Source organism: Halorubrum aidingense JCM 13560, assembly GCF_000336995.1.
GTDB classification, from domain to species: Archaea; Halobacteriota; Halobacteria; order Halobacteriales; family Haloferacaceae; genus Halorubrum; species Halorubrum aidingense.
Window position 1 is genome coordinate 476845 of sequence record NZ_AOJI01000017.1, and the last position, 23982, is coordinate 500826.

Genomic DNA, 23982 nt, shown 5'->3' on the forward strand with positions numbered 1-23982 from the left:
ACGCAATGGGCCGTGGTCCGACATCCGACACCGTCGACGTCGGCCGAAAGCGAGACCCGACGCCGCGGCGGGGCGGGGTGTACAACGGGCATCCGATCGACGTTTGCGGTAGGGCGAGAAGCGCCCTCACGTCGTCGCTAACGGGTTCATACCCAGAAGGGTGGAATCCAAGGCCTCTACGCCGGAACCAGGCTCTCGACCAGTACGACCGTCTAGGACTCAGGCGTAAGATGGCAGAGTGTGTGCGACGAATCACGCTGTGGCGGCGGTTGCGCGCGAACAGATAAACAGTATCCGGCTATACAGAGGGCCGTCAGTCAGACTCGGATCTCGGAGGCGGTCTCATCGACGTCGAGGGCGTCGAGCGCGCGCTCGACGGCGGCGTCGCGTTCGGCCGCGTTCCGCATCAACACCGTCTCGCTCGGGAACAGGTGTTCGCCGACGTCGAGCCCGTGGTCGCGGGCCGTGGAGCCCGTGACGGTCAGATAGACGCCGAGGCCGGCGCTCGCGATGGCGGCCTCTTCCTCCTCGTCCGGGTCCGGATAGACGAACTCGACGCCGTCGAGCGCCGCCGTTCCTAACACGGCGGTGACGAGCCGTTCGTACCGCGGGGAGATGCAGAGTTCGCCCTCGTAGTCGGCGATGAAGTCCCGGTCGAACTCGACTGCGGGGTCGGCGGTCTCGGGCCGACCCATCAGCGTGTGATACACCGTGTCGCCGAGGCCGTTGACGACGCGCACGTCGGTGTCGACGGGGTCGATCCGGTCGTTGACGTCGGCGATCGCGGTGAGCCCGTCGGCGCGGATGCCGACGACCTCCTCCAAGACGAGGTCGGCGGAGTCGAATCCGAGCGCGAACTCGTGGGTTCGGAGCGCGCGAAACGGCTCCTCGCGGCCGACGAGTTTCAGATGAACGCCGCCAAGGTCGACCGTCGCGGCGTCGAACACGATCCGGCGCGGCTTGCCGTCGCGGTCGTCGCGCATCAGGGTGAACTCTGGCTCGTTCGGCTCGCCGGGGTTCGAGTACTCAGCCAGGCGGTCGTACGGCCCGTGTTCGGCCTCGACGTTCCCCTTCGTGACCGCTTTTTCGTACCGAAGGGTGTTGCTCACGCGGTCGGCGAGGTCGTCCAGCCGGTCGTTGGCCCCGACGTTCGCGATCCGTTCGAGGACCGCCTCCAGCGGTCGACCCTTCCGCGGAACGGCGACCGGTACCGGTTCGCTCATTACCGGAGGTGGGTCGTCGCGGGTAAAACGGGTTCCGCTTTTGGTCAGTCGCGCAGTGACCGAATCGAGGGATGAGACGGTAGCTGACGGTCCGCCGATCAGGGGCCGAACGCTTCGTTGAGACGCTTGCGGAACGCCTCCAGCTCCTCTAAGTGGTCGTTGATCGCGTCGAGCTCGGCCTCCACGTCGTCGAGGTCCTCGCCGAGCCGGCCCTCGATGTCGGTCAGCCGGGTGTCGACCTCGGCGAGGTCGTCCCACAGGTCGTCGAACTCCTCGTCGAAGCGACCGAGCCGCGACTCCACGTCGTCGACGCGCTCTTCGGTGGCTTCGACCCCGGCCGCGGCGTCGTCGACCTGCTCGTAGAGGGTCTCGATGTCGTCGTCGAGGTCGTCGACGTGCCGACCGATCTCTGCCGTCTCCTCGGTTACCTGCGCGACGTCGTCCGCGACGTCGCCGACGGTCGTCTCGACGTCGGAGACCGCCTCGTCGACGGACGACACGTCGGCTTCGACGCCGTCGACGCGGTCGGAAACACCTTCGACGCGGTCCGAGACGCCGTCGACGTCCGCGGCGACCGAGTCGACCGACTCGTCGATCCGCGAGACGTCTTCTCGGAGGTCGGCGCGGGCCGTCGCGCCGGCGTCGAGCCGGTCGTCGATCGCGGCCATCTCGGCTTCGACCGCGTCGACCTGCTCGTCGAGCTCGTCGAGGATCTCCCGCGCGGTCCCCTCGCCGTCGATGAACTCCGCGAGGGCGTCGGCGTACGCCTCGATGTCCGCGACGCTGGACTGCAGCCGGGCGATCCGGACGTCGACGCTCTTCGGGACGCCCACGTCGAGCTCGGAACGGAGCGTCTCGAGGTCCGACTCGTCGACCGCGCCCGAGCGTATCTCGGCCGCGAGGGCGGCCGCAAGCCCCGATTCCGCGGGGGGAGCCGGCGCTTCGAGCGGGTGGTCGCTCGACCCGTTGTCGTCTACTGACTCACCGGTGTCTTCGGGCTCAGTGACAGTTTCGGATTCGTCGTCAGCTTCGGGTTCGTCGTCGGCTTCGGATTCGTCGTCAGTTTCGGGCTCGGTGGGAGACGCCGGTTCCTCCGCGTCCGTCTCGCCGTCGACGGGGCTTTCGTCTGCGGTGGTGTGGGGTGTGACGACCGCTCGCCCGCTCTCGGCGACGGCTCGGGGGGTGGGAGCCGTTTCCGGATCGGTCTCTTCTGCGGGTTCGGACTGTCCCTCGATGCTGTCGGACTCCTCGGCCTCGGGGGTGGCCGCGTCGCCCTCCTCGGCGAGCGGTTCGTCCATCCCGGGAAGCGTGGCGCGGTCGCCGGACAGCACCTCTCTGACGGCGTCCGTGTCGCCGGTGCCGAGAACGTCTTCGATCTCCTCACCGACCGGGACGTGCTCGATGACGGGGTTCCCGAGGAACCCGTCGAGGTCGGGGTCGTCGTCGCGGATCCCGAACACGGTCTCGACCGCGTCGCCCGGGTCGAGCACGCGTTCGAACTCGACGCGGTGGTCCTTGTAAGCCGTCCAGTTCTCGCTCTCGTAATCGGGGTGGAACCCGATCCGGTCCATCGGGAACGACTCGGGGACCCGATCGACGATCCGGACGCGAACCGGCTCCTCGCGGGTCGAGGAGAGCTCGTACATCACCGCGGGTACGGGAAACGCGTCGTCGGTAAAGGATTTCTCGACGCGAATACCGTCCTCGTTGACGGTCGTCGTCGCGTCTGCCGTCCGTTCGCTCATACCGTGACGGTTCCGGAGCAGGGGCTTAAATTCCACGGGCTATATTTCGGCGTTGATAACCGACGAGCGGGCCGAACGGGAGTCGTGGGCGTGTGCTCTCGTCTACGAATCGCGACGGATCGCTACAGATCGAGTCGGTCGCCGATCTCGACGACGTCCAACTGGTTCGGGTGCGAGCGACTCCGGACGTGCTCGTGCAGCGCGGTCGGGTCGGCCGTCAGCCCCTTCCACATGTCCCAGTGCGTCGGGACCAACCGGTCGAGCGCGAGGTTCGCGGCCGCCGCGGCGATCTCGTTTTCGTCGCTGTACCACTTCGTCTCGACCGGTTCGCCGGTCTCTTTGTCCGGGATCATCCCCACGGAGCCGAACGCGAGGATCCCGATATCGATGTCGAACCGCTCGGCGAGCCCCGAGAACGACGCCGACGGCTTGCTGTCGCCCGCGTGGAACACGGTGCCCGACGGGTGTTCGATCACGTACCCGACCGGGTGCGTCGCGTCCGGATCGTGCGTTTCGACGACGTGGACGGTGAACTCGCCGATCGCGACCTCGTCGCCCTCGGTGATTTCGAGGAACGCCTCGTCGTCGACCGCGTACTCGTCGGTCCAGCGCTCCTCTTCACGGGCCACCGCGAGCGAGTCGTCGGGCGCGACGAAGTCGGCGTCCGTGTTCGCGAGGATCGGCGCCTGCGAGGGGCCGTGCACGTGGTCCGTGTGCTCGTGGGTGGCCAGCACCGCGTCGGCGACGTCGACGTCGGCGGGGTCGAAGGGGACGGGGATCATCCGGACGGTTCGGGGCGGATCGCCCGTCCCGACGTACGGGTCGATCCAGAGGACGGTCCCCTCGCTCCCTTTGATCGCGAACCCGTTACAGCCCAGATACCACAGCGCCACCGTGTCGGGGTCGGCGTCCGCGACGGCACGCGGCAGCCAGTCGCCCCAGTCGGAGTCGGTCATGTCCCTCGCTGCGGGGGCGCGTGGGGTAATCGTTGCGGAGTCGCCGCAATTACCGTCGGATTGAGACCGACAGAATTTGATCGGGGACGATCGCATACACTGTATGTCGCGATACACAATGTGGCTCGCAGCGCGACTCTCTTGGGCGGCCGATGTGCTCTCACCCCACGCTTAATCCGCCGGCACGCGAACGCACGGCCATGATCACGACAGAGCGGATGGCCGCGATCGACGCCAACGCCGCCGCCCTCGGGGTGGCACAGAAGCAGTTGATGGAGTCGGCGGGCAACGCCGTCGCGCGCGAGGTGCGAGACGCCGTCGATCCGGGCGCGAGCGTCGCGTTGGTGTGCGGTCGCGGGAACAACGGCGGCGACGCGTTCGTCGCCGCGCGCTTCCTCTCGGCGTACGACGTGACCGTCCACCTGCTCGGCCGGCCGGAGTCGATCCGGACCGATGTCGCACGGGAGAACTGGGAGGCGCTGGAAGCCGCGGATATCCCGACCGAGACGGTCGGCGACGCCACCGACCTCGCGCTCGGCGATCCGGATCTCGCCGTCGACGCGATGCTCGGGTCGGGCGTGGCGGGCGCGCTCCGCGAACCGGAGCGCACCGCGGCACGGCAGCTGAACGCGCTCGACGCCCCGATCGTCGCCGTCGACGTTCCCTCCGGTATCGACGCCGACACCGGGGAACCGACGGGGACGGAGACGGATGCGGACACGGAAACGAAAACGGACACGGGTGCGGGGACGGAAACGAAAACGGACGTGGACGCGGACGCCCAAGCTCCCGATCCGCTCGTCGCCGTCGACGCCGACCGCGTGGTCACGTTCCACGACGAGAAGCCTGGGCTGGGCGAACTCGACTGCGCCGTAACGGTCGCGGACATCGGGATCCCGGCGGCCGCGGAGCGCTTCACCGGTCCCGGCGACCTGCTCGGGATCGCGCGCGATCCGAACTCGCACAAGGGGGAGAACGGCGAGGTGCTGGTCGTCGGCGGCGGCCCGTACACCGGTGCCCCCTCGTTGTCCGCGCGGGCCGCCCTCAGGGCGGGCGCGGATCTCGTCCGCGTCGCCTGTCCGGAGTCGGTCGCCCGCGAGATCCAGGGGTACTCCGCGGACCTGATCGTCCGCGAACTGCCCGGCGATCGGGTCGGCCCGGGCCACCTCGCTCGGGTGCAGCGCCTCGCGGCCGACAACGACGTCGTCGTGCTCGGGCCGGGGCTCGGCGGGGGGGACGGCACCGCCGAGTTCGTCCGGGAGTTCCTCGCTGACTACGACGGACGGGCCGTCGTCGACGCCGACGCGCTCCGGACGGTTCCCGCGGTCGACACCGACGCCGAACTGATCTGTACCCCCCACCAGGGCGAACTGGTCGGCATGGGCGGCGAGACCGCGACGGACCCGGACGAACGGGCGGCGCTCATCAAGTCGTTCGCGGCGGAGATCGGCCACACGATGCTCGTGAAGGGCGCGTACGACGTGATCGCCGACAGGGAGGACGTCCGACTGAACCGCACGGGGAATCCCGGGATGACCGTCGGCGGGACCGGGGACATCCTCGCGGGGACCGTCGGCGCGCTCGCGGCGACGACGACGCCGTTTCGGGCCGCCGCCATCGGGGCGTACGTCAACGGGACCGCCGGTGACCTCGCCGCCGCCGAGAACGGGTATGGGCTCGTGGCGACGGACTTAATCGACCGGCTCCCGCAGGCCATGCGTAATGAGTGAGGAGCCTTCGGACTCGGCGGACGAACTGACCCACACGACCGAGTCGGGCGACGTCCGCATGGTCGACGTCGGCTCGAAGCCGGACACGAGCCGCCGGGCGGTCGCGCGCGGGGAGATCCGCCTGTCGCGCTCGACCATCGGCGCCGTCGAGGCCGACGAGGTCGGGAAGGGCGACGTGTTAGCGACCGCCCGAATCGGCGCGATACAGGCCGTGAAACACACGTGGGAGACGATCCCGATGTGCCACCAGATTCCGATCACGAACGTCGACACCGAGTTCGCGGTCGACGACGACCGGATCGAACTGACCGTGGCCGTCGAGACGACCGGGAAGACCGGCTGCGAGATGGAGGCGCTGGAGGGCGTCACCACCGGGCTCAACGTCGTCTGGGACATGGTGAAAGCCGCCGAGAAGGACGCGGACGGGCAGTACCCGGGCACGCGGATCTCGGACGTCGAAGTGGTTACGAAAGAGAAGCGGGCGATCGGAGACGAACGAGCCGGAAAAGATTGAAGAGCCGGAAAAAACGAACGAGGCGGAAAAGACGGCGGGGCCGAGGGCGGGGACGACGACCCTCGCGAGGACTGATTCCGGACTCACCGAGCGAATCGACGATTTACCGGCGTCGAGGCGGGACGAGAAGGGCCAAGAGCCTCAGAACAGCCCGCTCACGTCGCCGTCGGCGTCGATGTCGATCCCCTCGGCGGCGGGCTCCGCCGGCAGCCCGGGCATCGTCATCACGTCGGCGGTCTTGACCACGACGAATCCCGCGCCGGCGGAGACGCTCGCCTCGCGGACGGTGAGCGTCCACCCCTCCGGAACACCCGTGAGCGAGGGGTCGTCGGAGAGCGAGTACGGCGTCTTCGAGAGGCAGACGGGGAGGCCGCCGTGTCCCCACTCCTCGATCCGGTCGAGGTCGGCGGCCGCGCCGTCGACGTACTCGACGCCGTCGGCGCCGTACACCTCGCGGGCGACCGTCTCGCATTTCTCGCGGAGCGGCGCGTCGAGGTCGTACAGCGGCGCGTACGCGCCGGTTCCGGCTCGCTCGCGGACGAGTTCGGCGAGGTCGAGCGCACCGTCGCTACCGGCCATATACGCGGTCGAACGGGCGACGGCGATGCCGGCGTCGTCGAGCGTAGACTCGATCGCCGCCAGTTCGGCCTCGGTGTCGTCCGGGAACACGTTGATCGCGACGACCGCGGGGATCCCGAACGACTCGACGATCTCGACGTGGCGGCGGACGTTCGCGACGCCGGCCCGCACCGCGTCGGGGTCGGGCTCGGCGAGCGCGTCGAAGTCGGCCGGCCACATCTCTAACCCGTGGCGCTTGGCGCCGCGGACCGTCGCGACGACGACGGCGACGTCGGGGACGATACCCTCGCGGGCGACGATGTCGGCGAACTTCTCGGCGCCGAGGTCCGCGCCGAAGCCGGCCTCCGTGACGAGGTAGTCGGCGAGCGAGGCCCCGACGCGGTCGGCCACGAGCGTGTTCGTCCCGTGCGCGATGTTCGCGAAGGGGCCGCCGTGGACCAGCGCGGGAACGCCCTCGTTGGTCTGGACGAGGTTCGGACGGAACGCGTCACGGAGGAGCGCGGCGACGGCGCCCGTAACCCCGAGGTCCGCCGGCGTGACCGGGTCGCCGTCGGCGGTCTCCGCGAGGACGATCCGACCGATCCGCGCTTTGAGGTCCGCGAGGTCGGCGGCGAGCCCGAGTGCGGCCATCAGCTCCGAGGCCGCGGTGATGACGAACTCGTTTTCGCGGGGGACGCCGTGCGCGGACCCGCCGAGCCCCACCACCGTCTCCCGGAGCGCGCGGTCGTTGACGTCGAGCGCGCGCGGCCAGTCGACCCGCCGCACGTCGACGTCGGCGTCGTTTCCCTGGTGGAGGTGGTTGTCGAGCGCGGCCGAGATGAGGTTGTGCGCCGCCGTGAGCGCGTGGATGTCGCCGGTGAAGTGTAGGTTGATCGCCTCCATCGGGAGCACCTGCGAGTAGCCGCCGCCGGCGGCACCTCCCTTGATCCCGAAGATGGGGCCGAGCGAGGGCTCGCGGACGGCGACCGCCGTCGACTCGCCGAGCGCCGAGAGCGCCTGCCCGAGGCCGACGGTCGTCACCGTCTTCCCCTCGCCTTTCGGGGTCGGCGTCATCCCCGTCACGAGGACGGTCGTGCCGGCGGCCGCGGCGGCGTCCGCGGTCGCGGACCGGACCGCTTCCTGGGTGAGCTTCGCGATCCCGTCGCCCCGGGGCTCGATGTCGGCGGGCGCCAGCCCGAGGTCGGCCGCGACGGCCTCGATCGGGCGCGGGTTCGCGGCGCGCGCGACGGCGAGATCGGACTCCGGTACACCGACGGCCTCCGCGTCAGGGTCGACGTGCGCCATACCGGCCCTTCTCAGGGCCGGACTATGAGGATTGTTCGTGATATGCTGGCGTACACCGTGGCCGACGACGATCACTTATAAATGGGTGATGTGCGGTGCGGTGGCGCGCTCCGGTGAGCGCCGCAACGCGGCGCGAATCCGAGCGGCGAGGGACGCGGCGACCGAAGGGAGCCGCGAGGCTGGGGAGGCGTGAGGTGCGGTTGCGGAGCGGTTGGGGCTTTAGAAGTCGTCACCGAGTCAGCAACGATGGATAAACAGCCGACGGCGACACCACCGTTCACTTATAAATGATCGCGCCGTCAGGTCGATTCATCAACTTTTGCAATCGGCCACCGCGATACCGGAATTGACCGCGCCGGGTCAGAATGCGTCACCTACAGAGCGTCTCAACAGGCTCTCGACGGTATATCGCATATATAAACGGACGAAACGACGACTGCCCGCGGTCAATCGTCGGCCGGCTCTGCGCCCTCGTCGCTGTCGCTGGCCTCGGCGTCGCCGCCGTCGGCGACGGTGACCGCGATGTCCGCGGCCGCGGCCTTGTACTCGGGGATCTTCGCCCGGTCGTCGAGCACGTCGTTCGTGAGCCGGTTCGCGGAGGCGGCCGCGAAGTGCGGCGTCGTCCAGACGACGCCCTCCTTGATGTCCTCGGTCACCTGCGCTTTCACGTCGATCTCGCCGCGGCGGGACCGGAGGGTGACCGTGTCGCCGTCCTCGATGCCGTAGTGGTCGGCGTCGTTCGGGTGGACGTCGACGAAGTTCTCGGGGTGTTGACGCGAGAGCGTGGGGGACCGACGGCTCATCGTCCCCGTGTTGTAGTGCTCTTCGAGCCGCGCGGTGGTGAGGATCAGCGGGTACTCCTCGTCGGGCACCTCCGCGGGCGGCTGGTGGCGGACGCCCTCAATCCGTCCGAGCCCGCTTTCCGTGTCGAAGGACTCCTCGTAGAGGTACTGGTCGCCCTCGTCGCCCTCCTCGTAGCAGGGCCACTGGATGCCGGTCTCGCCGAGCGCGTCGTAGGTCATCCCGTGATAGATCGGACACACCTCCCGCAGCTCCTCGAAGACGGCCTCCACGTCGTCGAACCGGAAGCCGTCCTCGCCGAACAGACGGCTTCCGACGTCCATCAGGATGTCGAGGTCGTGTTTCGTGTTCTCGTGGACCTTGTCGGCACCGCGCATCCGCTGGACGCGCCGGTCGGTGTTGGTGACGGTGCCGCCGCGCTCGGCCCACGTCGTCGCCGGGAGGATGACGTCCGCGAGTTTGGCGGTCTCCGTCATGAAGATGTCCTGAACACAGAGGAACTCGAGGTCTTCTTCGAATCGCTTCTCGGTCTCGTTGCCGTCGGGCTCGCTCATGATGGGGTTTTCACCCATCACGTACAGCCCGTGGACCGTGTCGCCGATCGAATGCGATATCTCGACGTTCGTGAGTCCCGGCTCGTCGGGGATCTCGAAGCCCCACTCCGCTTCGACCGACTGCCGGGCTTCGTCGTCGTCGACGAGTTGGTACCCGGGGAGCACGTTCGGCATCGCGCCGACGTCGCAGGTTCCCTGGACGTTGTTCTGCCCGCGAAGCGGGTTGACGCCGGTCCCCGGCTTCCCGAGGTTCCCCGTGATCAGCGCGAGGTTGATCTCGTTTTGGACGTTGTCGACGCCGCAGGTGTGCTGGCTCATCCCCATCCCGGTGAAGATGGCGGCGTTGTTCGCCATCGCGTACTTCTCGGCGGCGAGTTCGATGTCTTCGAGGGGGACGCCCGCCTCCTCGGCCGCGGCCTCCTTATCGAAGTCCGCGAGGGTCTCTTTCAGGTGGTCGAACCCCTCGGTGCGCTCCTCGACGAACGCCTCGTCGATCCAGCCCGCGTCGGGCTCTTCCTCGTGGCGTTCGAGGATCGTCTTGAGCACGACGTTCAAGAGGGGAATGTCCGTCCCCGGGTTGAGTTGGAGGTGCATGTGCCGGTCCGTCTCGCCGATCTCGAACGACCGGGTGGTCTTGTTCGCGTGGGGATCGACCTGGATGACGGTCGCGCCCTCCAAGACCGCCTGCCGGAAGTACTGGCTGTTGGCGATCGGGTGCTGCTCGCCGGGGTTCGAGCCCTCGATCCAGAAGACGTCGGCCGCCTCCTCTAAGTCCGCCATGCTGTTCGTCATCGCGCCCTGCCCGAGACTGGTCCGGAGCGCCCAGACGGTCGAGGCGTGACACATCCGCGTGCAGTTGTCGACCTGATTCGTGCCGTATCGGCGTGCGAGCTTCTGAAGGAGGTAGTTCTCCTCGTTCATCGTCTTCGAGGAGCCGAAAAATCCCATTCCGTCCGGGCCGTGCTCCTCGCGGATCTGCTCCATCTCGGAAACGATCCGGTCGTACGCCTCCTCCCACGTCGCCTCACGGAACTCCCCGTCCTCTCTGATCAGCGGCTCCGTCAGTCGGTCCTCGTGGTCCACCACTTGCGTCGCCGCCCCGCCTTTGATGCAGACGCGCCCCTCGTTGACGGGGGCGTCACCCCATGGCATGAAGCTCACGTCGCCGGGGTCGTCGCCCTGGTTCACCTGAATCCCGCAGCCGACGCCGCAGTACGGGCAGATGGTCTTCACCGGCTCGTTGTCCTCAGTGGACATCGCTCTCACCCTGGTGTGCGTTCATATGTCATGATTTGTGACGCCTGCTGCAAGAGTGTATCGGTGGTTCTCGGCGTCGAGCGGGCTCACGGCGTTGAATAGGCGAAAACGCGATTGCACCGACGAGGGTGCGATCGAACGAACGGGGAGACGAACGCGCCGCGGGAAACGCGTCGAGGTCGGTCCGCCGAACCGTTTTGACGCCGGCGGGCGTTCGTCGGCCATGGACCGTTCGATCGCGGCCGTCGAGGAACGGGCGGCCGAACACGTCGAGACGTACCGCGATTCGGCCCCGTTTTACCCCGTCGAGGAGGAAGCGATCGGATCGCTGTCCGACGCGTTCCGCACCGGCGAGTACGGCAAACGCGACGTCGAGTGGGTCGTTCGGTGGTACTTCCGCAGACGGGTCGGGGACGTCGACCACGGGAACCGCCGCGAGGTCGAGGAGGCGGTCGCCGACGCGGACCGCCGGGAGCTACGAGGCCGCCTCTGGGACGCGATCGACGCGTTGGACGGGACCGGCGACGGTGCGAGCGAGGGCGGCGACGAGAACGATGACGACGGTGCGGGCGATGACGACGACACGGCGCCCGCCCACCACCGAGCCCTCGAGGCGCTCACGGAGCTACCGGGCGTCGACGTCGCGGTCGGCTCCGCGCTGCTGTGGTTCCTCGAACCCGACCGGTACATGGTCGTCGGCGACCGGGAGTGGGAGGTCGTCGCGGGACTCACCGACGGCGACCGCGGCGTCGACAGCGGTGTCGCCCTCGACGGCGACTACCCCGAGGCGATGACCGTCGACGCCTACGATCGGTATCTGGACGCGATTCGGTCGCTCGCGGACCGGATCGGCGTCAGCCACTGGGAGCTGTACATGATCCTCCAACGGGAGTACGCGGAGACGGTCGCCGAGGAGTGACGACGGGTCCCTCGGCGAGCCCTACCGGTCGACGAACGGCGGGATGACGACCTCGGCGCGCTTCTCGTCGCCGCGGACGGCGACGCTCACCTCGGTGCCGGCCTCGGTGTAGCTCTCGTGGAGATACCCCAAGCCGATCGGCTCGTTGAGCGTCGGGCTCATCGTCCCCGACGTGAGGTGGCCAATACGGGTGAGGTCGCCGTCCGTGACGGCATAGCCGCCGCGCGGGACGCCGCGGTCGAGCAGGCGAACGCCGACGAACTTCTCGTCGACGCCCTCCTCGAATTGGGCTTCGAGGGCGTCGCGACCGACGAACTCCGTGTCGAGTTTTACCACGAATCCGATCCGCGCCTCGTAGGGCGTCCGTGGCTCGTCGTCGGGGTCGAAGTCCTGCCCCGAGAGGAGGTACCCCATCTCCGTCCGGAGCGTGTCGCGCGCGCCGAGCCCGCAGGGCTGCGCGTCGAAGGCGCTCCAGACGGTCTCGGCGTCCGCGGTCGGACACATGATCTCGAAGCCGTCCTCGCCGGTGTACCCGGTTCGGGCGACCCAGCTCTCGACGCCCGCGACGGCGGCGACCGTCGCCTCGAACTTCGAGAGGCCGACCACGCGGTCCGCCGGCGTCGCGTCGTCGAGCGCGTCGGCCGCGTCGGGCCCCTGCACGGCGAGCATCGCCCAGTCGTCGGTGACGTTCTCGACCGCCGCGTCGAGTCCCTCGTCGTCGCGGTAGTCGACCCAGCGGTCGTACAGCTGTTCGTCGTGACCCGCGTTCGGCACGAAGAGGTAGGCGGGGTCCGCCGGCTCGCCGGCCGGCGCGTCGAGGTCGGCGTCGAGGTCGGCGAGCGCGGCCGCGCCCGTGCCGGCGTCGACGCCGTCGGGAAGCCGGTAGACGACGGTGTCGTCGAGCATCACGCCGTCGTCGTTCGTGACCGCGGCGTACTGGGAGTCGCCCGGGTCGAGCGCGGTCACGTCGTTGGTCGTGAGCCGGTTCATGAGCGTCGTCGCGTCCGGGCCCGACACCTCGATCTCGCCCATGTGCGAGACGTCGAAGATCCCGACCGACTCGCGGACTGCGGCGTGCTCCTCGCGAATCGAGTCGAACTCGACGGGCATCTGCCAGCCGCCGAAGTCGGTGAACTTCGCGCCGCGCGCGTCGTGAACCCCGTGGAGCGGAGGCGCTCTCTCGGTCATGGCTGCACGTCTCCCGGACGAACCTAAGGTCTTACCATGGGCGAGGCGGCGGCCGTCTCGCCGACACGCTCAAACCGGCTCCGGCCCTCTCCGTCGAACGTGAACCGGAACCTCGCCGGGCTGCTCGCGCCGGCCGCCGCCGTCCTGCTCGTCGCGGTCGTCGTCGCCGCGGTGGCGGGCGCGTGGCCCCCGTTCGTCGCCGTCGAGAGCGGCAGCATGGCCCCGGAGGTCGAGCGCGGCGACCTCGTCGTCGTCACCGCCGTCGATCGGTTCCCGTGGGGCGGGGTCGCCGGCAGCGACGAGTCCGGGGCCCCTGCCCGGCTCGGCGGGGCGGGGGACGTCGTGGTGTTCAGCCCGCCGTCGAGCGACGGGCGGCCGATCCTCCATCGAGTCGCGTTCCCCGTCGAGGCCGGCGAAGACTGGACCGAGCGCGCGGACCCGTCGCTCGTCGACGGGACGTGCGGCGAACTGGACGCCTGCCCGGCGCCGCACGACGGATACGTCACCTACGGCGACGCCAACGGGGAGTACGACCAGAGCGCGGGGCTCGCGCCGGTCGTCAAACCGGAGTGGATCCGCGCCAAGGCGCTGACGTCGGTGCCGAACCTCGGCTGGTTCCGCGTGATCGTCGACGGCGCTATTGCCCGCGTCGGTGTCGTTCCGACGGCTCTCGGCGTCGGCGGGATCGCGGCGGTAACGGGCGGTCTCGGGGCGACCCTGATCGGTCGGATCGGGAAGCGACGAGGTTTATAAAGGGCCGCGGCGGGTTCGCGTTCGGCAAGAGTCCTCGTCGTCTCCGAGAGGGAGTCTCACTCCGAAGACGCTTCGGCGGCCGCGTCGGCGGACTCCTCGGCGTCGTCGACGTCGCCGTCCAGCGTCACCGAGTCGTTCGCGGCGTTGGGGAGGGCGTCCGAGCGCCCGAACTCGCCGGGCGCGATCGCGAGCGTTCGGATCCCGTAGCTGTTCGCGGTTTCGAGGACCGGCTTGAAGTCGGTGTCGCGGGAGGCGATCGCGAGCGTCGTCATCCGGCCCTCGGCCGCGAATCGCGCCGCGTCGACCGCGAGTTTCACGTCGACGTCGCCGCTCGTTATCACGACCTCGAAGCCGCGGGCCTCCGCGGCCTGAATCAGCCCGGGCGTCGCGTGCTCGTCGAGGTACAGTCGCGTCGTCACGAGCGGCCCGACCGCCTCCGCCGACGTGCGGACGTCGTCGAGGTCGACGTCGAACTCCTCGCGCAGCACGTTCGGGCCGTCGACGAACAGGGCGACGCCGACCGACTCGTCGTCCGCCCGACCAGTGGTGTCCATGCGTGGCAGTCGGAGACCGGCGGAAATATGCGTGCTGGTCCGCGCCGCGGTGTTCCCACCGGGATCCGTCGGGGTGAACCCGTCACTTATCAGGGTGTCGGACGTATCGCGACCATGATATCCCGCGTGCTGGTGCCGATGGACGAATCGGAGATGGCGGAGCGCGCGCTCCGGTACGCGTTCGACGCCCACCCGAACGCCGAGATCACCGTGGTCCACGTCGTCGGTGAGCCGTCGTCGATGATGGGAGGCGCGACCGAGATCGCGCTCGCGGACGACCCCGAGACGGCGGCCCGCGAACACGCGGGCGACCTGTTCGACCGCGCCGAGGAGATCGCCGCGGAACACGACGTCGCGATCGAGACCAGGGTGACGATCGGCCACCCGGCGCGGGCGGTCATCAACATGTCCGACGAGTTCGACGTGGTCGTCATCGGAAGCCACAGCGGCAGCCTCGCTGACCGGCTGCTCGTCGGCAATATCGCCGAGAAGATCGTGCGCGGTTCCGCGGTCCCCGTCACGGTCGTCAGGTAGTCGCTCGGGAGGCGAGCGCTCGGTTTCTGTCCCGTTCCCGTCCGTTCTGTTCGACTTTTTGGATTCGTCCTTTCGATCCGCCCTTTCGATCCGCCCTTTCGATCCGCTCCTTCAATCCCTTATATCCGTATTACGTCCTGACTAACGATTGCAGTGAATATACAGAGAATTCAAATAGCATGTCCAAGAATAACGAAGTATAATGTCGAAACCGAACGCTTACACCGTCATTTCCGAGCAGAACGATCACGACTGCACCACCGTTCGTGCACATCCGCGCAACGAGACGTTCCACGTCGTCGAGTACGCCGACGACGACGCGCGCCAGCGGGTCGCCGACCTGCCGGTCGGGTCGGTCGTCCAGATGGAACTGTCGCGCGCCGGCCGCCGGAGCAACGTCTGGTGCGCGGAGTCGGTACAGACCGCGCACACCGACGGGGGTTCGTCTCGGTAGGCCGTCGCGGTAGGCCGTCTCGGTTGGCCGTCTCGGTAGATCTCCCCGAACGCCTCTGTTCTCTCTTCTGTTCCGTCTGCACGAACCGTTCCCGGACAACTCTCCGTCGACGTGTGTCGGTCGCCGCTGTGCTCCTCCCGCTGTCGAGTCCCCGAGAGTCGGCTGACCGCAACTATTATATTAGTATCTGCTCATATTAGCATACACTACTATGAGTGAGCAGCCGTCAGACGGTCGTTCCGGAGGGACGGCGACCGAATCGATCGGGTCCGCGGGTGCATCGACGAGAGACGAGGGGTGTTGTGAGGGCGTCACGCACGCGCTCTCGGACCGCGACGTCGACGTCGACGTCGAGACGCTCGCGGCGGTCAGCAACCGAACGCGGTACGAGGCGCTCCGCCTCGTCGCGGCCGCCGAGGGCGGCGTCTGCGGCTGCGAGGTGGAGCCCGCGCTCGACGTGAGCCAGGGGGCGATCAGCCAGGCGCTCTCACGCCTGCACGACGCCGGGCTGCTCACGCGTCGGAAAGAGGGCCGCTGGCGGTACTACGACGTGACGCCCCGGGCCGAGCGGCTGCTCGCGGTCCTCGACGGGACGCGACCGACCCCCGACACCGGATCGGAGGGCCGATCGTGAGCGATTCGGAGGAGGCCGGCGGCGACGCGGGCAACGACGCCAGCGATGGCACGAGCAACAACGAGAGCAATAACGAGAGCAATAACGAGAGCAACGACGCGATCGACCCGGCCGAGCAGCGGCGCGTCGTCCGGGAGCGGTACGGGGGGATCGCGGCCGAGGCCTCCGAATCGGACGCCGGGTGTTGCGACACAGAATCCGACGCGTCCACGGGGTGCTGTGAGGGAGACGAGAGCACCGCCGATCCGGACGCGGAGTCGCTTCGCCTCGGCTACGACTCGGCCGACGTCGACGCGGTCGCCGAGGGCGCGAACCTCGGGCTCGGCTGCGGTAACCCGACCGCGCTCGCGGCGCTCTCGACCGGCGAGACCGTCCTCGACCTCGGCTCCGGCGGTGGATTCGACTGCTTCCTCGCGGCCCGTGAGGTCGGGTCGGACGGGCGAGTTATCGGCGTCGATATGACGCCGGCGATGGTCGAGCGCGCGAGAGAGAACGTCGCGAGGAACGACGCCGAGAACGTCGAGTTCCGGCTCGGCGAAATCGAGCACCTGCCGGTCGCGGACGCGACCGTCGACGTCGTCATCTCGAACTGCGTGATCAACCTCTCGCCGCAGAAACCGCAGGTGTTCCGCGAGGCGTTCCGCGTCCTCCGTCCCGGCGGACGACTCGCGGTCTCCGACGTGGTCCAGACGGCGCCGTTCCCTGACGACGTGCGACTCGATCCGTCGTCGGTCTCGGCCTGCGTCGCCGGCGCCGCGACCATCGAGGAGGTGGAGTCGATGCTCGCGGACGCGGGATTCACCGAGGTCGCGATCGACCCGAAAGCCGAGAGCGAGTCGTTCATCCGAGACTGGGACGACGACCGCGATCCGAGCGAGTACGTCGTCTCGGCGACGATCGAGGCGCGAAAACCGCGGTGACCGGACGACGACGGTCGTTCGAGCGTTTATAAGGAGTCGAACCGCGCTCCGTCGGTCATTCAGTCCTTTATAAATCCCGCGTGAGCCGCGGGTTCGTCACCGCGCCGTCGGCCGCCGAGGCGAAGTCACGGGCGTACTTCGCGAGGACGCCGCCCTCGTACTGCGGGGCCGGCGGCTCCCAGTCGGCGCGGCGGTCGGCCAGTTCGTCCTCGGAGAGGTCGACCGAGAGGTCGCGCTCGGGGATGTCGACCGTGATGTGGTCGCCGTCCTCGATGAGCCCGATCGGGCCGCCGTTGGCCGCCTCGGGGGCGACGTGACCGATCATCGGGCCGCGGGTACCGCCGGAGAAGCGCCCGTCGGTGAGCAGCGCGACGTCCTCCTCGTGACCCGCGCCGACGACCGCGGCCGTGACGCCGAGCATCTCGCGCATTCCGGGGCCGCCGGTCGGCCCCTCGTTGCGGATGATGATCACGTCGCCGGAGTCGATCGCGCCGGACTGGACGTACGCCATCGCGTCCTCCTCGTTTTCGAACACGCGGGCCGGCCCCTCGTGGTAGAACGCGTCGTCGCCGGTCACCTTGAGCACCGCGCCGTCGGGCGCGAGGTTCCCCTTCAGAATCTTGATCGCGCCCTCCGCCTCTTTGGGGTCGTCGACGCTGTAGAGGAAGTCGGCCTCGATCGCGTCGTCGTCGGGGAGGTCGCCGTTCGCCTCCAGTTCGGCGATCTCCTCGGCGAGGGTGCGCCCGGTGACGGTCATCGCGTCGCCGTGGAGCAGGTCCGCCTCCAGGAGTCGGCGGAGCACGACCGGCACGCCGCCGATCTCGTGGAGGTCGTTCATCACGCGGCTCCCGCCGGGCTGGAGGTTCGCGATCTTCGGCGTGCGCCGCGAGATCTCGTCGAAGTCCTCGATCGCGAGGTCGACGTCGGCCTCCGCGGCGAGCGCGAGCAGGTGGAGCACGCCGTTGGTCGAGCCGCCGATCGCGGTCTGGAGCGCGATCGCGTTCTCGAAGGACTCCCGCGAGAGGATGTCCGAGGGGCGGCGGTCGTTCTCGATGCACTCCAAGACGAGCTCGCCGGCGCGCTCGGCGATTTCGTAACGCTCCGAGTCCTCGGCCGGCGCGGAGGCCGAGCCGAGCGGCGCCATCCCGAGCGCCTCGGAGATGGCCGCCATCGTGTTCGCGGTGAACATCCCGCCACAGGAGCCGGCGCCGGGGCAGGCGTGGCGTTCGAGCTCGTCGAGCTCCTCGCCGCTCATGTCGCCCTCGGCGTAGGCGCCGACGCCCTCGAACACCTGCACGATCGTCACGTCGCGGCCGTCGTGCTGGCCGGGCATGATCGAGCCGCCGTAGAGGAACACCGAGGGAAGGTCGGTGCGGATCGAGGCCATCAGCATGCCGGGGAGGTTCTTGTCACAGCCCGCCACCGTCACGAGCGCGTCCATGCGCTCGCCGAAGGAGACGAGTTCGACCGAATCCGCGATCACTTCGCGGGAAATGAGGCTCGCTTTCATCCCCTCCGTCCCCATCGAGATGGCGTCGGAGATGGTGACCGTCCCGAACTCGATCGGCATCCCGCCCGCGGCGTCGATCCCGTCGATCGCGGCGTCCGCCACGTCGTCGAGGTGAACGTTACACGGCGTGATGTCGGCCGCCGGGTTCGGCACGCCGACGATGGGCGACGAGAGGTCGTCGTCGTCGAACCCCATCGCCCGGAACATCGCGCGGTGCGGGGCCTTGTCCGGCCCCTCCGTCACGTCCCTGCTCCGCAGGCCCTCGCCCTTCTCGCCCGCAAACCGGTCCGCGTCGTCGCCGCCTCGGGAGGTCTCTCCCTCGGATCGTGGCTGCTGTTCGCTCATACCCGATCCTGTCGCTCGGGGGTCTTAAACGGACGCAACGAAACAAGGGTTGCTCGGCGGGGCGAACCGGTTCGGGTGGGAGTCACCACTTGCCGTCGAAGCCAATGTCGACGCCGCAGGTATCGGCGAAGGCGCCCCGTTCCAGTTCCTCGAACGCCGTCACTGAATCTCCTCCATTTCGTCGGTCCGTAGCTCTTCGAGACGTTCCTCACCGTATTGCTCGTCTGCAGCCGCGTGGTGTCGGTGAAGCCGGTACGCGGCTCGGAGTTGGTCGTTGTCGTCCGTGATCGCCCAATACGGGCTCTTGTGGCGGACGAGACCGCGTTCCTTCAGTCGCGAGAGGATCACACTAACTGTGTCCGTGTCCAGTCCGAGTCGCTCGGCTATCGTTCCCATCTTCCATGCGCGATGGTCGTTCTCGTGGAGGAACGCTGCGATCCGCTCGGTGTCGGTTTGGCTTTCGCACATAGAGGCGTTCACACTCGCGCCTTCAGCTCCACCCGGTACCCGAACGGGTCCCTGACGTACACCGCGGGCGACTCGCCGACCGCGCCGAGCGGCGCGTCGAGCGACTTCTCGATATCGACGCCCGCCGCGTCCAGTTCGGCCTCGATCTCTGCCGCCGACTCCTCGACGACGACGGCGACGTGGTCGTAGTTCGTCGCGGTCGGCGGCTCGAACTCCTCGGTCGGCCAGCAGTGGATCACGGCCGTCGGGGACAGCCGCACGTCGAAAAAGGGCTTTTCGCCGGCCGCGTACGGTCCGTCCTCGATCCCGAACCCGAGCCGCTCGCCGTAGAACTCTCGGGCGTCGTCGACGCCGTCTGCGGGGATCCGGAGGTTGACGTGGTCGATGTGGCGCGCCTGCATGCGGTCGGGTTGGGGGGCAGACCGCAAAAAGGTGGTCGGCGGTTCCTCAGGCGAACGCTTCGAGGATTCCCGCCCCGTCCGTGCTCCGGCCGAGGTCGGGGAGCGTTGCGCGCTCCGGGTGGGGCATCAGGACGGCGACGGAGTCGCGCTCGCCGAGGACGCCGGCGATGTTGTCCGTCGAGCCGTTCGGGTTGGCCGCGTCGGTGACGTTGCCGTCGGCGTCGCAGTACCGGAAGAGGACGCGGTCGTCGGCGACGAGGTCGGCGTGCGCGTCCTCGCCGATCTCGAATCGGCCCTCGCCGTGGGCGATCGGCACCTCGATCACGTCGCCCGCCTCGTAGGCGGCGGTCCACGGGGTGTCCGCGCGCTCGACGCGGAGGAACACGGGCTCACACTGGAAGCGCGCGGAGGCGTTCGTGGTGAACGCGCCCGGCGTGAGTCCGGACTCCGACCCGATCTGCGCGCCGTTGCAGACGCCGATCACGGGGACGCCGTCGTCGGCCGCCTCGCGGACCTCCGCCATGATCGGGGCGCGGGCCGCCATCGCGCCGGCCCGGAGGTAGTCGCCGTAGGAGAACCCGCCGGGGAGGACGATCCCGTCGGTGTCGGCCGGGAGCCCGTCCTCGTGCCAGACGCGCTCGGCGTCGACGCCGAGGTGCGCCAGCGCGCGGACCGCGTCGCGGTCGCAGTTGGACCCGCCGAACTGCACCACGGAGACCGTCATGCGTCCGCGACCGCGACGTCGTAGTCGTGGATCGTCGGGTTCGCGAGCAGCCGCTCTGCCATCTCCGCGGCCCGGTCGGCCGCCTCGTCGGCGTCGGCCGCCTCGAGGTCGACCTCGAACTGGTCGGCGGCGCGGAGGTCGGACAGCTCGAACCCGAGCCGTTCGAGGGCCTGCTGGGTCGTCTCCGCCTCGGGATCGAGGACGCCCCGCTTCAGCCGGACCGTCACCGTCGCGGTGTATGCCGTCATATCCGGTAGTGCGGAGTCGTGTGTAAAAACCGTTTTGGAACGCGGTTTATATCCATATACATGGATACATTTTGGTCGATCGTGATGGATTTGCGGCGGCGCGGAGCGAAAGGGGCAAACCCCTCCGGGCTCTTGACCGGGTGTATGCAGCCGTTCGAACCACCGGAGGTGATCGTCGCATGACCCGCGAACTGACCGAAATCACGGTCGTCGGAGGAGACAAGACCGGACTCATCGCGCGGGTCACCTCCCTGCTGTTCGAGCGGGGGATCAACATCGAGGACCTCGATCAGGCGGTCCGCGGGGGCGTCTTCCGGATGACGACCCGCGTCGACGCCTCTGAGCTTGAGACCTCCCGAGGCGAGCTCCGGCGCGCGCTCGCCGAACTCGGGCGCGAGCTCGACGTCGACATCCAGGTCCGGTTCCCGAGCGACCGCGACGCCCGACGGATCGCCTTGCTCGTCACGAAAGAGACCCACGCGCCCGAGGCCCTGTTGGCGGCCGAGGCCGACGGCGACCTCGCCGACGACGGCGAGGAGGCGGAGATCCCCGTCGTGATCGGTAACCGCGGGGACCTCCGGTCGCTCGCGGAGCGCTACGACAAGCCCTTCTACGACGTCGGCGACGGCAACGGCAACACCGACGAGGACCGCCTGCTCGACCTGCTGGCCGAGTACGACGTCGACCTCATCGCGCTGGCTCGCTACATGCGGATTCTCTCGCCGGAGGTCGTCTTCCGCTACGAGGGGCGGATCATCAACGTTCACCCCTCGCTGCTGCCGGCGTTCCCCGGCGCGGAGGCGTACCGGCAGGCGAAGGACGCCGGCGTCCGCATCGCGGGCGTCACCGCTCACTACGTGACGACCGACCTCGATCAGGGGCCAGTGATCGCCCAGCGCGCCTTCGACGTGCCCGCGAACGCCGACGTCGCCGAGATCAAACGGCGCGGACAGCCCCTCGAAGCCGACGTGCTGCTCGACGCGGTCCGGCTCCACCTCGCGGACGCCATCGCGATCCACCGCGGGACGGTCCACGTTCGCGAGGACGCCGACGTCGACGCCCGACTCGGGCTGACCGAGGCCGCAGTCGACGCAAACCCCGACGAACCCGTCGACGGCGAGCCGCTGTCGCGGTCGCGCACGCCGCCGGCCGAGAGCGACTGAGCGCGGACGACCGCGGCCCCAAACCGACCGACCGCGCCTGTCCCCCACGCTATTTAAAAAGGCGCGTCCAACACCGAGGCGATGTCCTCCCGTCCGTCCCGATTCGCCGCCGACGCGAGCGCCGTCGTCCGGAGCGACGAGCGCGTCGTCCTGCTGCTTCTCGTGCTGTTGTCGGTCGCGGCGCTCGCGGTGTTTCTCCACTACACCGTCGCGATACTCGACGGACTGCCCGACGTGATCCCCCCGGAGCCGCCGACGCTGATCCCCTGGGGCCGCCACTTATAAGCGAACGAGGAGGTCTCGATTTTCGGCCTGATAAGTGATCTCGCCGTCGGCCATCGCCGCACGCCGTTGCGCGGCCCAGTCGCTCGCGTCGTACCCGGTCTCGCCGACCGCGGACTCGATCGTGTCGAGCAGGTGCGAGAGGACGGTCCGCTCGGCGGGCGAGTACGGGGGCGCGATCCGCCACGGCGAGGGGCCCGCGGCGACGACCGAGTCGGCAGCCTCCGCCAGCGCCGTCGCGCCTTCCGGGCCGCCCGGGCGGTACTCGCGCATGTGTCGGTGGTAGGCGTCGAGCACGGCGTCGTCTTCGGGGTCGGCCGGCGAGATCGTCGTTTCGCCGTCGTAGGTTATCGGCGCGTACGCGAGCGGCGCGACCGCCGAGAGCGCCTCGACCGCGGGCGCGGCGTCGACCACGTCGAAGAACGCGCAGCCGACGACCGCGTCGAACCGCTCGTCGGTCGCGGCGGCGCACTCGAAGGCGTCGGCGACGCGGAACTCGACGTTGAGGTCGCCGAGGCGGTCACCGACCCGGTCGCGCCCGACCGACAGCGCCGGCTCGTGGGCGTCGACCGCGACCCATCGCCCGGCCTCGACGACGCCCCAGTCGCGGAGTCGCTGCACCATCGTCGCCGTTCCGGCGCCGACTTCGAGGATCGCCGGGTCAGCGGGCAGTTCCGCGGCGAACGCGTCGAGCACCTCGCGGTTCAGGGAGCGGTCGTCGAGCCCGCGTTTGGCGTCGAGGTACGTCGCGTGGTCGACGGCGGCGAAATCATCGCCAGTCATCGCGACCGCGACACCTCCTCTAAGAAGTCGATCGCGCCGTCGAGCGTCTCGGTCCACGTCGGCCACGCCTCGTACGCCCGACGGGCCGAAACGGCCATCTCCGCCAGCCGCTCGCGGTCGTCGAGCCGTCGCAGCCGATCGGCGACCGCCGCCGGGTCGGTCGGCGGGACCAGGAAGCCCGATTCGCCGTCGCACACGAACTCGCTGGCCCCGCCCGCGGTCGACGCCACCGGAACGCAGCCGAACCCCATCGCCTCCAGCGACGCCATGCCGAACGGCTCGTACCGCGAGGGCGCCGCGAGGACGTGCGTCTCGCGAAGCCAGGCCGCGACCGCGTCGTCGTCGAGGCGCCCGGTGAACCGCACTCTCCCGGCGATCCCGGCCGCGGCGGCGGCGTCACGGACGCGCTCGACGTGGTCGGGATCGACCGCGGTGTCGCCGACGACGGTGAGCCGCCAGTCGACGCCGGTCCCCGAGTCGGCGTCGAGCGCTCCGAGCCCCGCCACCAGCGTGTCGAGCCCCTTCCGCTCGACAATGTTTCCGAGGAAGGTGACGTCGAGCGGCCCGGCGGCGGCCCGCTCGCGGACGGTCGCGGCGGAGACGTCCGGGTCGAACCGGTCCCCCGCGGGCGGCGCGACGACGCCCCGCTCGGGCGCTCCGAGAGCCTCGGCTCCCGCGCGCGTCGCCGCCGAGTTGTGTATCGCGGCGTCGACTCCCGAGAGGAACCGCGCCTCGATCCGGCGGACGACGCGGCGGGCGAGCCCCGCTCGCGCTCGCGAGGCGAGCATGTGCAACAGCGCCACCGTCGGCGTCTCGACGCGGCGGTTGGCGGCGACGAGCGAGGGGTGTGCGAGCCCGTCCTCGACGAGCACGTCGGCGCCGATGCCGTCGAGCTGGCTCGCGATCCGACGGGCGCGGAGGGTGTCGGTGAGCTGTCGAGGGTACGACCGCCACGGGAGCGACGCGACGGACACCTCGTGACCGCGCTCGCGGAGCCGGTCGCGGAGCCGCCGGTCGTAGTAGAACCCGCCGGAGCCGGTGTCGATGTCGCCCGCGATCACGAGTGCGACGCGCATTACGGCAGCGACCCGGTGTGGCGGACGACCGCCGTGTCGTCCTCGTGGACGGCCACGGTCAGCTCCTCGGCCGCGGGCGCGTCGATCTCGGCGAGCCGCTCGTACAGCGCCCGCGCGAGGCGCTCGACGCTCGGGTTGCCCTCCAGGTGGTCGTTGAGGGTCTCGTCGCGGTAGGCGTCGACCGCGTCGGCGAGCGCGGCCCGGGCGAGGTCGATATCGAGCAGGTAGCCGTACTCGCCGAGCTCGGGGCCGCGGAACGTGACCTCGGTCTCGAAGGTGTGCGAGTGAAGCTCGGCCTCCGCCGGCGGCGGGTTCGGAACGGTGAGCCAGTGCTGTGCGACGAACGTCTCGGTGACTGTGACGGAGTACATCGTGGATCAGGT

The 23982-nt window shown here is 69.3% G+C and carries 25 protein-coding genes; 10 read left to right on the top strand and 15 right to left on the bottom strand.

The genetic code is table 11. The features are described from left to right. Nucleotides 1-317 precede the first annotated feature (317 nt). The 3 genes from C461_RS05470 to C461_RS05480 all read right to left on the bottom strand — a co-directional run bounded on the left by C461_RS05470 (nt 318) and on the right by C461_RS05480 (nt 3924). A complete protein-coding gene (locus tag C461_RS05470) occupies nt 318-1223 on the bottom strand; it encodes a hypothetical protein (RefSeq protein ID WP_007999337.1) in 906 nt (301 codons plus the stop codon). A gap of 98 nt (nt 1224-1321) precedes the next feature. Next, on the bottom strand, nt 1322-2968 hold the full coding sequence (locus C461_RS05475; RefSeq protein WP_007999342.1) for a hypothetical protein: 1647 nt from the start codon (nt 2966-2968) through the stop codon (nt 1322-1324). Nucleotides 2969-3090: 122 nt separating this feature from the next. Further along, complete coding sequence (locus C461_RS05480; protein ID WP_007999344.1) at nt 3091-3924, bottom strand: MBL fold metallo-hydrolase; 834 nt, start codon at nt 3922-3924, stop codon at nt 3091-3093. 200 nt (nt 3925-4124) lie between these two features. Between C461_RS05480 and C461_RS05485 the strand changes: the two genes are divergently transcribed. Both C461_RS05485 and moaC read left to right on the top strand, forming a co-directional pair. Next, complete coding sequence (locus C461_RS05485) at nt 4125-5654, top strand: bifunctional ADP-dependent NAD(P)H-hydrate dehydratase/NAD(P)H-hydrate epimerase (RefSeq protein ID WP_007999347.1); 1530 nt, start codon at nt 4125-4127, stop codon at nt 5652-5654. Continuing rightward, nucleotides 5647-6168, top strand: coding sequence for a cyclic pyranopterin monophosphate synthase MoaC (gene moaC, locus C461_RS05490; protein ID WP_007999349.1), 522 nt, complete (start codon nt 5647-5649; stop codon nt 6166-6168). Before C461_RS05485 ends, moaC begins: the two co-directional genes overlap by 8 nt. Before the next feature lie 141 nt (nt 6169-6309). Here moaC and C461_RS05495 read toward each other — a convergent pair whose 3' ends face one another. Continuing rightward, nucleotides 6310-8031 carry a formate--tetrahydrofolate ligase gene (locus tag C461_RS05495; protein ID WP_007999351.1) on the bottom strand — a complete coding sequence of 574 codons (1722 nt, stop codon included), beginning with the start codon at nt 8029-8031 and terminating at the stop codon, nt 6310-6312. Between the two features lie 446 nt (nt 8032-8477). Beyond that, nucleotides 8478-10643: a formate dehydrogenase subunit alpha gene (gene fdhF, locus C461_RS05500; RefSeq protein ID WP_007999353.1), complete on the bottom strand. Its 2166-nt coding sequence runs from the start codon at nt 10641-10643 to the stop codon at nt 8478-8480. A 223-nt stretch (nt 10644-10866) separates the two neighbouring features. On the opposite strand from fdhF, the gene C461_RS05505 reads away from it, so the two are divergent. Next, nucleotides 10867-11562 (top strand): hypothetical protein, encoded by a 696-nt coding sequence (locus tag C461_RS05505; RefSeq protein ID WP_007999355.1) that lies wholly within the window; start codon nt 10867-10869, stop codon nt 11560-11562. 21 nt (nt 11563-11583) lie between these two features. Here C461_RS05505 and C461_RS05510 read toward each other — a convergent pair whose 3' ends face one another. Then, nucleotides 11584-12750: a glycine cleavage system aminomethyltransferase GcvT gene (locus C461_RS05510; RefSeq protein WP_007999356.1), complete on the bottom strand. Its 1167-nt coding sequence runs from the start codon at nt 12748-12750 to the stop codon at nt 11584-11586. Nucleotides 12751-12786: 36 nt separating this feature from the next. Here C461_RS05510 and C461_RS05515 point away from each other — a divergent pair, with 36 nt between their 5' ends. After that, a complete protein-coding gene (locus tag C461_RS05515) occupies nt 12787-13503 on the top strand; it encodes a S26 family signal peptidase (protein ID WP_007999359.1) in 717 nt (238 codons plus the stop codon). Between the two features lie 56 nt (nt 13504-13559). Here C461_RS05515 and C461_RS05520 read toward each other — a convergent pair whose 3' ends face one another. Continuing rightward, the gene (locus C461_RS05520) at nt 13560-14057 is read right to left on the bottom strand and encodes an NYN domain-containing protein (RefSeq protein WP_007999361.1); all 498 of its coding nucleotides are present in this window, start codon (nt 14055-14057) and stop codon (nt 13560-13562) included. Nucleotides 14058-14171: 114 nt separating this feature from the next. On the opposite strand from C461_RS05520, the gene C461_RS05525 reads away from it, so the two are divergent. The 4 genes from C461_RS05525 (at nt 14172) to C461_RS05540 (ending at nt 16599) form a co-directional block, all read left to right on the top strand. Further along, nucleotides 14172-14591, top strand: coding sequence for a universal stress protein (locus C461_RS05525; protein ID WP_007999362.1), 420 nt, complete (start codon nt 14172-14174; stop codon nt 14589-14591). Between the two features lie 202 nt (nt 14592-14793). Then, nucleotides 14794-15045: a hypothetical protein gene (locus tag C461_RS05530; RefSeq protein WP_007999363.1), complete on the top strand. Its 252-nt coding sequence runs from the start codon at nt 14794-14796 to the stop codon at nt 15043-15045. Nucleotides 15046-15256: 211 nt separating this feature from the next. Next, nucleotides 15257-15679 carry an ArsR/SmtB family transcription factor gene (locus C461_RS05535; protein ID WP_007999364.1) on the top strand — a complete coding sequence of 141 codons (423 nt, stop codon included), beginning with the start codon at nt 15257-15259 and terminating at the stop codon, nt 15677-15679. A 101-nt stretch (nt 15680-15780) separates the two neighbouring features. Next, nucleotides 15781-16599, top strand: coding sequence for an arsenite methyltransferase (locus tag C461_RS05540; protein WP_049906366.1), 819 nt, complete (start codon nt 15781-15783; stop codon nt 16597-16599). A gap of 67 nt (nt 16600-16666) precedes the next feature. Here C461_RS05540 and ilvD read toward each other — a convergent pair whose 3' ends face one another. The 5 genes from ilvD to purS form a co-directional block, all read right to left on the bottom strand. After that, on the bottom strand, nt 16667-18454 hold the full coding sequence (gene ilvD / locus C461_RS05545; protein ID WP_007999366.1) for a dihydroxy-acid dehydratase: 1788 nt from the start codon (nt 18452-18454) through the stop codon (nt 16667-16669). Nucleotides 18455-18613: 159 nt separating this feature from the next. Next, nucleotides 18614-18922 carry a MarR family transcriptional regulator gene (locus C461_RS05550; RefSeq protein WP_007999367.1) on the bottom strand — a complete coding sequence of 103 codons (309 nt, stop codon included), beginning with the start codon at nt 18920-18922 and terminating at the stop codon, nt 18614-18616. A gap of 8 nt (nt 18923-18930) precedes the next feature. After that, entirely contained in the window at nt 18931-19323 is a 393-nt protein-coding gene (locus C461_RS05555) for a VOC family protein (RefSeq protein WP_007999368.1), read from the bottom strand. A 46-nt stretch (nt 19324-19369) separates the two neighbouring features. Then, complete coding sequence (gene purQ, locus C461_RS05560; RefSeq protein ID WP_007999370.1) at nt 19370-20047, bottom strand: phosphoribosylformylglycinamidine synthase I; 678 nt, start codon at nt 20045-20047, stop codon at nt 19370-19372. Beyond that, the gene (purS, locus tag C461_RS05565) at nt 20044-20295 is read right to left on the bottom strand and encodes a phosphoribosylformylglycinamidine synthase subunit PurS (RefSeq protein ID WP_007999372.1); all 252 of its coding nucleotides are present in this window, start codon (nt 20293-20295) and stop codon (nt 20044-20046) included. Before purS ends, purQ begins: the two co-directional genes overlap by 4 nt. 179 nt (nt 20296-20474) lie before the next feature. On the opposite strand from purS, the gene C461_RS05570 reads away from it, so the two are divergent. Beyond that, entirely contained in the window at nt 20475-21458 is a 984-nt protein-coding gene (locus tag C461_RS05570; RefSeq protein ID WP_007999374.1) for a formyltetrahydrofolate deformylase, read from the top strand. An 81-nt stretch (nt 21459-21539) separates the two neighbouring features. Beyond that, nucleotides 21540-21743 carry a hypothetical protein gene (locus tag C461_RS05575; RefSeq protein ID WP_007999376.1) on the top strand — a complete coding sequence of 68 codons (204 nt, stop codon included), beginning with the start codon at nt 21540-21542 and terminating at the stop codon, nt 21741-21743. Here the strand turns inward: C461_RS05575 and C461_RS05580 are convergent. The 3 genes from C461_RS05580 to C461_RS05590 are packed head-to-tail and all read right to left on the bottom strand — an operon-like array spanning nt 21738 to nt 23970. Then, a complete protein-coding gene (locus C461_RS05580) occupies nt 21738-22523 on the bottom strand; it encodes a class I SAM-dependent methyltransferase (RefSeq protein WP_007999378.1) in 786 nt (261 codons plus the stop codon). The genes C461_RS05575 and C461_RS05580 overlap by 6 nt on opposite strands. Beyond that, entirely contained in the window at nt 22520-23599 is a 1080-nt protein-coding gene (locus C461_RS05585; protein WP_007999379.1) for a glycosyltransferase family 4 protein, read from the bottom strand. Before C461_RS05585 ends, C461_RS05580 begins: the two co-directional genes overlap by 4 nt. Beyond that, nucleotides 23599-23970, bottom strand: a complete 372-nt coding sequence (locus C461_RS05590) for a 6-pyruvoyl trahydropterin synthase family protein (RefSeq protein WP_007999381.1) — start codon at nt 23968-23970, stop codon at nt 23599-23601. The genes C461_RS05585 and C461_RS05590 overlap by 1 nt, the downstream gene beginning before the upstream one ends. Between the last annotated feature and the right edge of the window lie 12 nt (nt 23971-23982).

Bases quoted from the DNA above. Each gene is read 5' to 3' on its own strand.
- C461_RS05470 (WP_007999337.1), bottom strand. From the start codon at position 1,223: ATGAGCGAACCGGTACCGGTCGCCGTTCCGCGGAAGGGTCGACCGCTG.
- C461_RS05475 (WP_007999342.1), bottom strand. From the start codon at position 2,968: ATGAGCGAACGGACGGCAGACGCGACGACGACCGTCAACGAGGACGGT.
- C461_RS05480 (WP_007999344.1), bottom strand. From the start codon at position 3,924: ATGACCGACTCCGACTGGGGCGACTGGCTGCCGCGTGCCGTCGCGGAC.
- C461_RS05485 (WP_007999347.1), top strand. From the start codon at position 4,125: ATGATCACGACAGAGCGGATGGCCGCGATCGACGCCAACGCCGCCGCC.
- moaC (WP_007999349.1), top strand. From the start codon at position 5,647: ATGAGTGAGGAGCCTTCGGACTCGGCGGACGAACTGACCCACACGACC.
- C461_RS05495 (WP_007999351.1), bottom strand. From the start codon at position 8,031: ATGGCGCACGTCGACCCTGACGCGGAGGCCGTCGGTGTACCGGAGTCC.
- fdhF (WP_007999353.1), bottom strand. From the start codon at position 10,643: ATGTCCACTGAGGACAACGAGCCGGTGAAGACCATCTGCCCGTACTGC.
- C461_RS05505 (WP_007999355.1), top strand. From the start codon at position 10,867: ATGGACCGTTCGATCGCGGCCGTCGAGGAACGGGCGGCCGAACACGTC.
- C461_RS05510 (WP_007999356.1), bottom strand. From the start codon at position 12,750: ATGACCGAGAGAGCGCCTCCGCTCCACGGGGTTCACGACGCGCGCGGC.
- C461_RS05515 (WP_007999359.1), top strand. From the start codon at position 12,787: ATGGGCGAGGCGGCGGCCGTCTCGCCGACACGCTCAAACCGGCTCCGG.
- C461_RS05520 (WP_007999361.1), bottom strand. From the start codon at position 14,057: ATGGACACCACTGGTCGGGCGGACGACGAGTCGGTCGGCGTCGCCCTG.
- C461_RS05525 (WP_007999362.1), top strand. From the start codon at position 14,172: ATGATATCCCGCGTGCTGGTGCCGATGGACGAATCGGAGATGGCGGAG.
- C461_RS05530 (WP_007999363.1), top strand. From the start codon at position 14,794: ATGTCGAAACCGAACGCTTACACCGTCATTTCCGAGCAGAACGATCAC.
- C461_RS05535 (WP_007999364.1), top strand. From the start codon at position 15,257: ATGAGTGAGCAGCCGTCAGACGGTCGTTCCGGAGGGACGGCGACCGAA.
- ilvD (WP_007999366.1), bottom strand. From the start codon at position 18,454: ATGAGCGAACAGCAGCCACGATCCGAGGGAGAGACCTCCCGAGGCGGC.
- C461_RS05550 (WP_007999367.1), bottom strand. From the start codon at position 18,922: ATGTGCGAAAGCCAAACCGACACCGAGCGGATCGCAGCGTTCCTCCAC.
- C461_RS05555 (WP_007999368.1), bottom strand. From the start codon at position 19,323: ATGCAGGCGCGCCACATCGACCACGTCAACCTCCGGATCCCCGCAGAC.
- purQ (WP_007999370.1), bottom strand. From the start codon at position 20,047: ATGACGGTCTCCGTGGTGCAGTTCGGCGGGTCCAACTGCGACCGCGAC.
- purS (WP_007999372.1), bottom strand. From the start codon at position 20,295: ATGACGGCATACACCGCGACGGTGACGGTCCGGCTGAAGCGGGGCGTC.
- C461_RS05570 (WP_007999374.1), top strand. From the start codon at position 20,475: ATGACCCGCGAACTGACCGAAATCACGGTCGTCGGAGGAGACAAGACC.
- C461_RS05575 (WP_007999376.1), top strand. From the start codon at position 21,540: ATGTCCTCCCGTCCGTCCCGATTCGCCGCCGACGCGAGCGCCGTCGTC.
- C461_RS05580 (WP_007999378.1), bottom strand. From the start codon at position 22,523: ATGACTGGCGATGATTTCGCCGCCGTCGACCACGCGACGTACCTCGAC.
- C461_RS05585 (WP_007999379.1), bottom strand. From the start codon at position 23,599: ATGCGCGTCGCACTCGTGATCGCGGGCGACATCGACACCGGCTCCGGC.
- C461_RS05590 (WP_007999381.1), bottom strand. From the start codon at position 23,970: ATGTACTCCGTCACAGTCACCGAGACGTTCGTCGCACAGCACTGGCTC.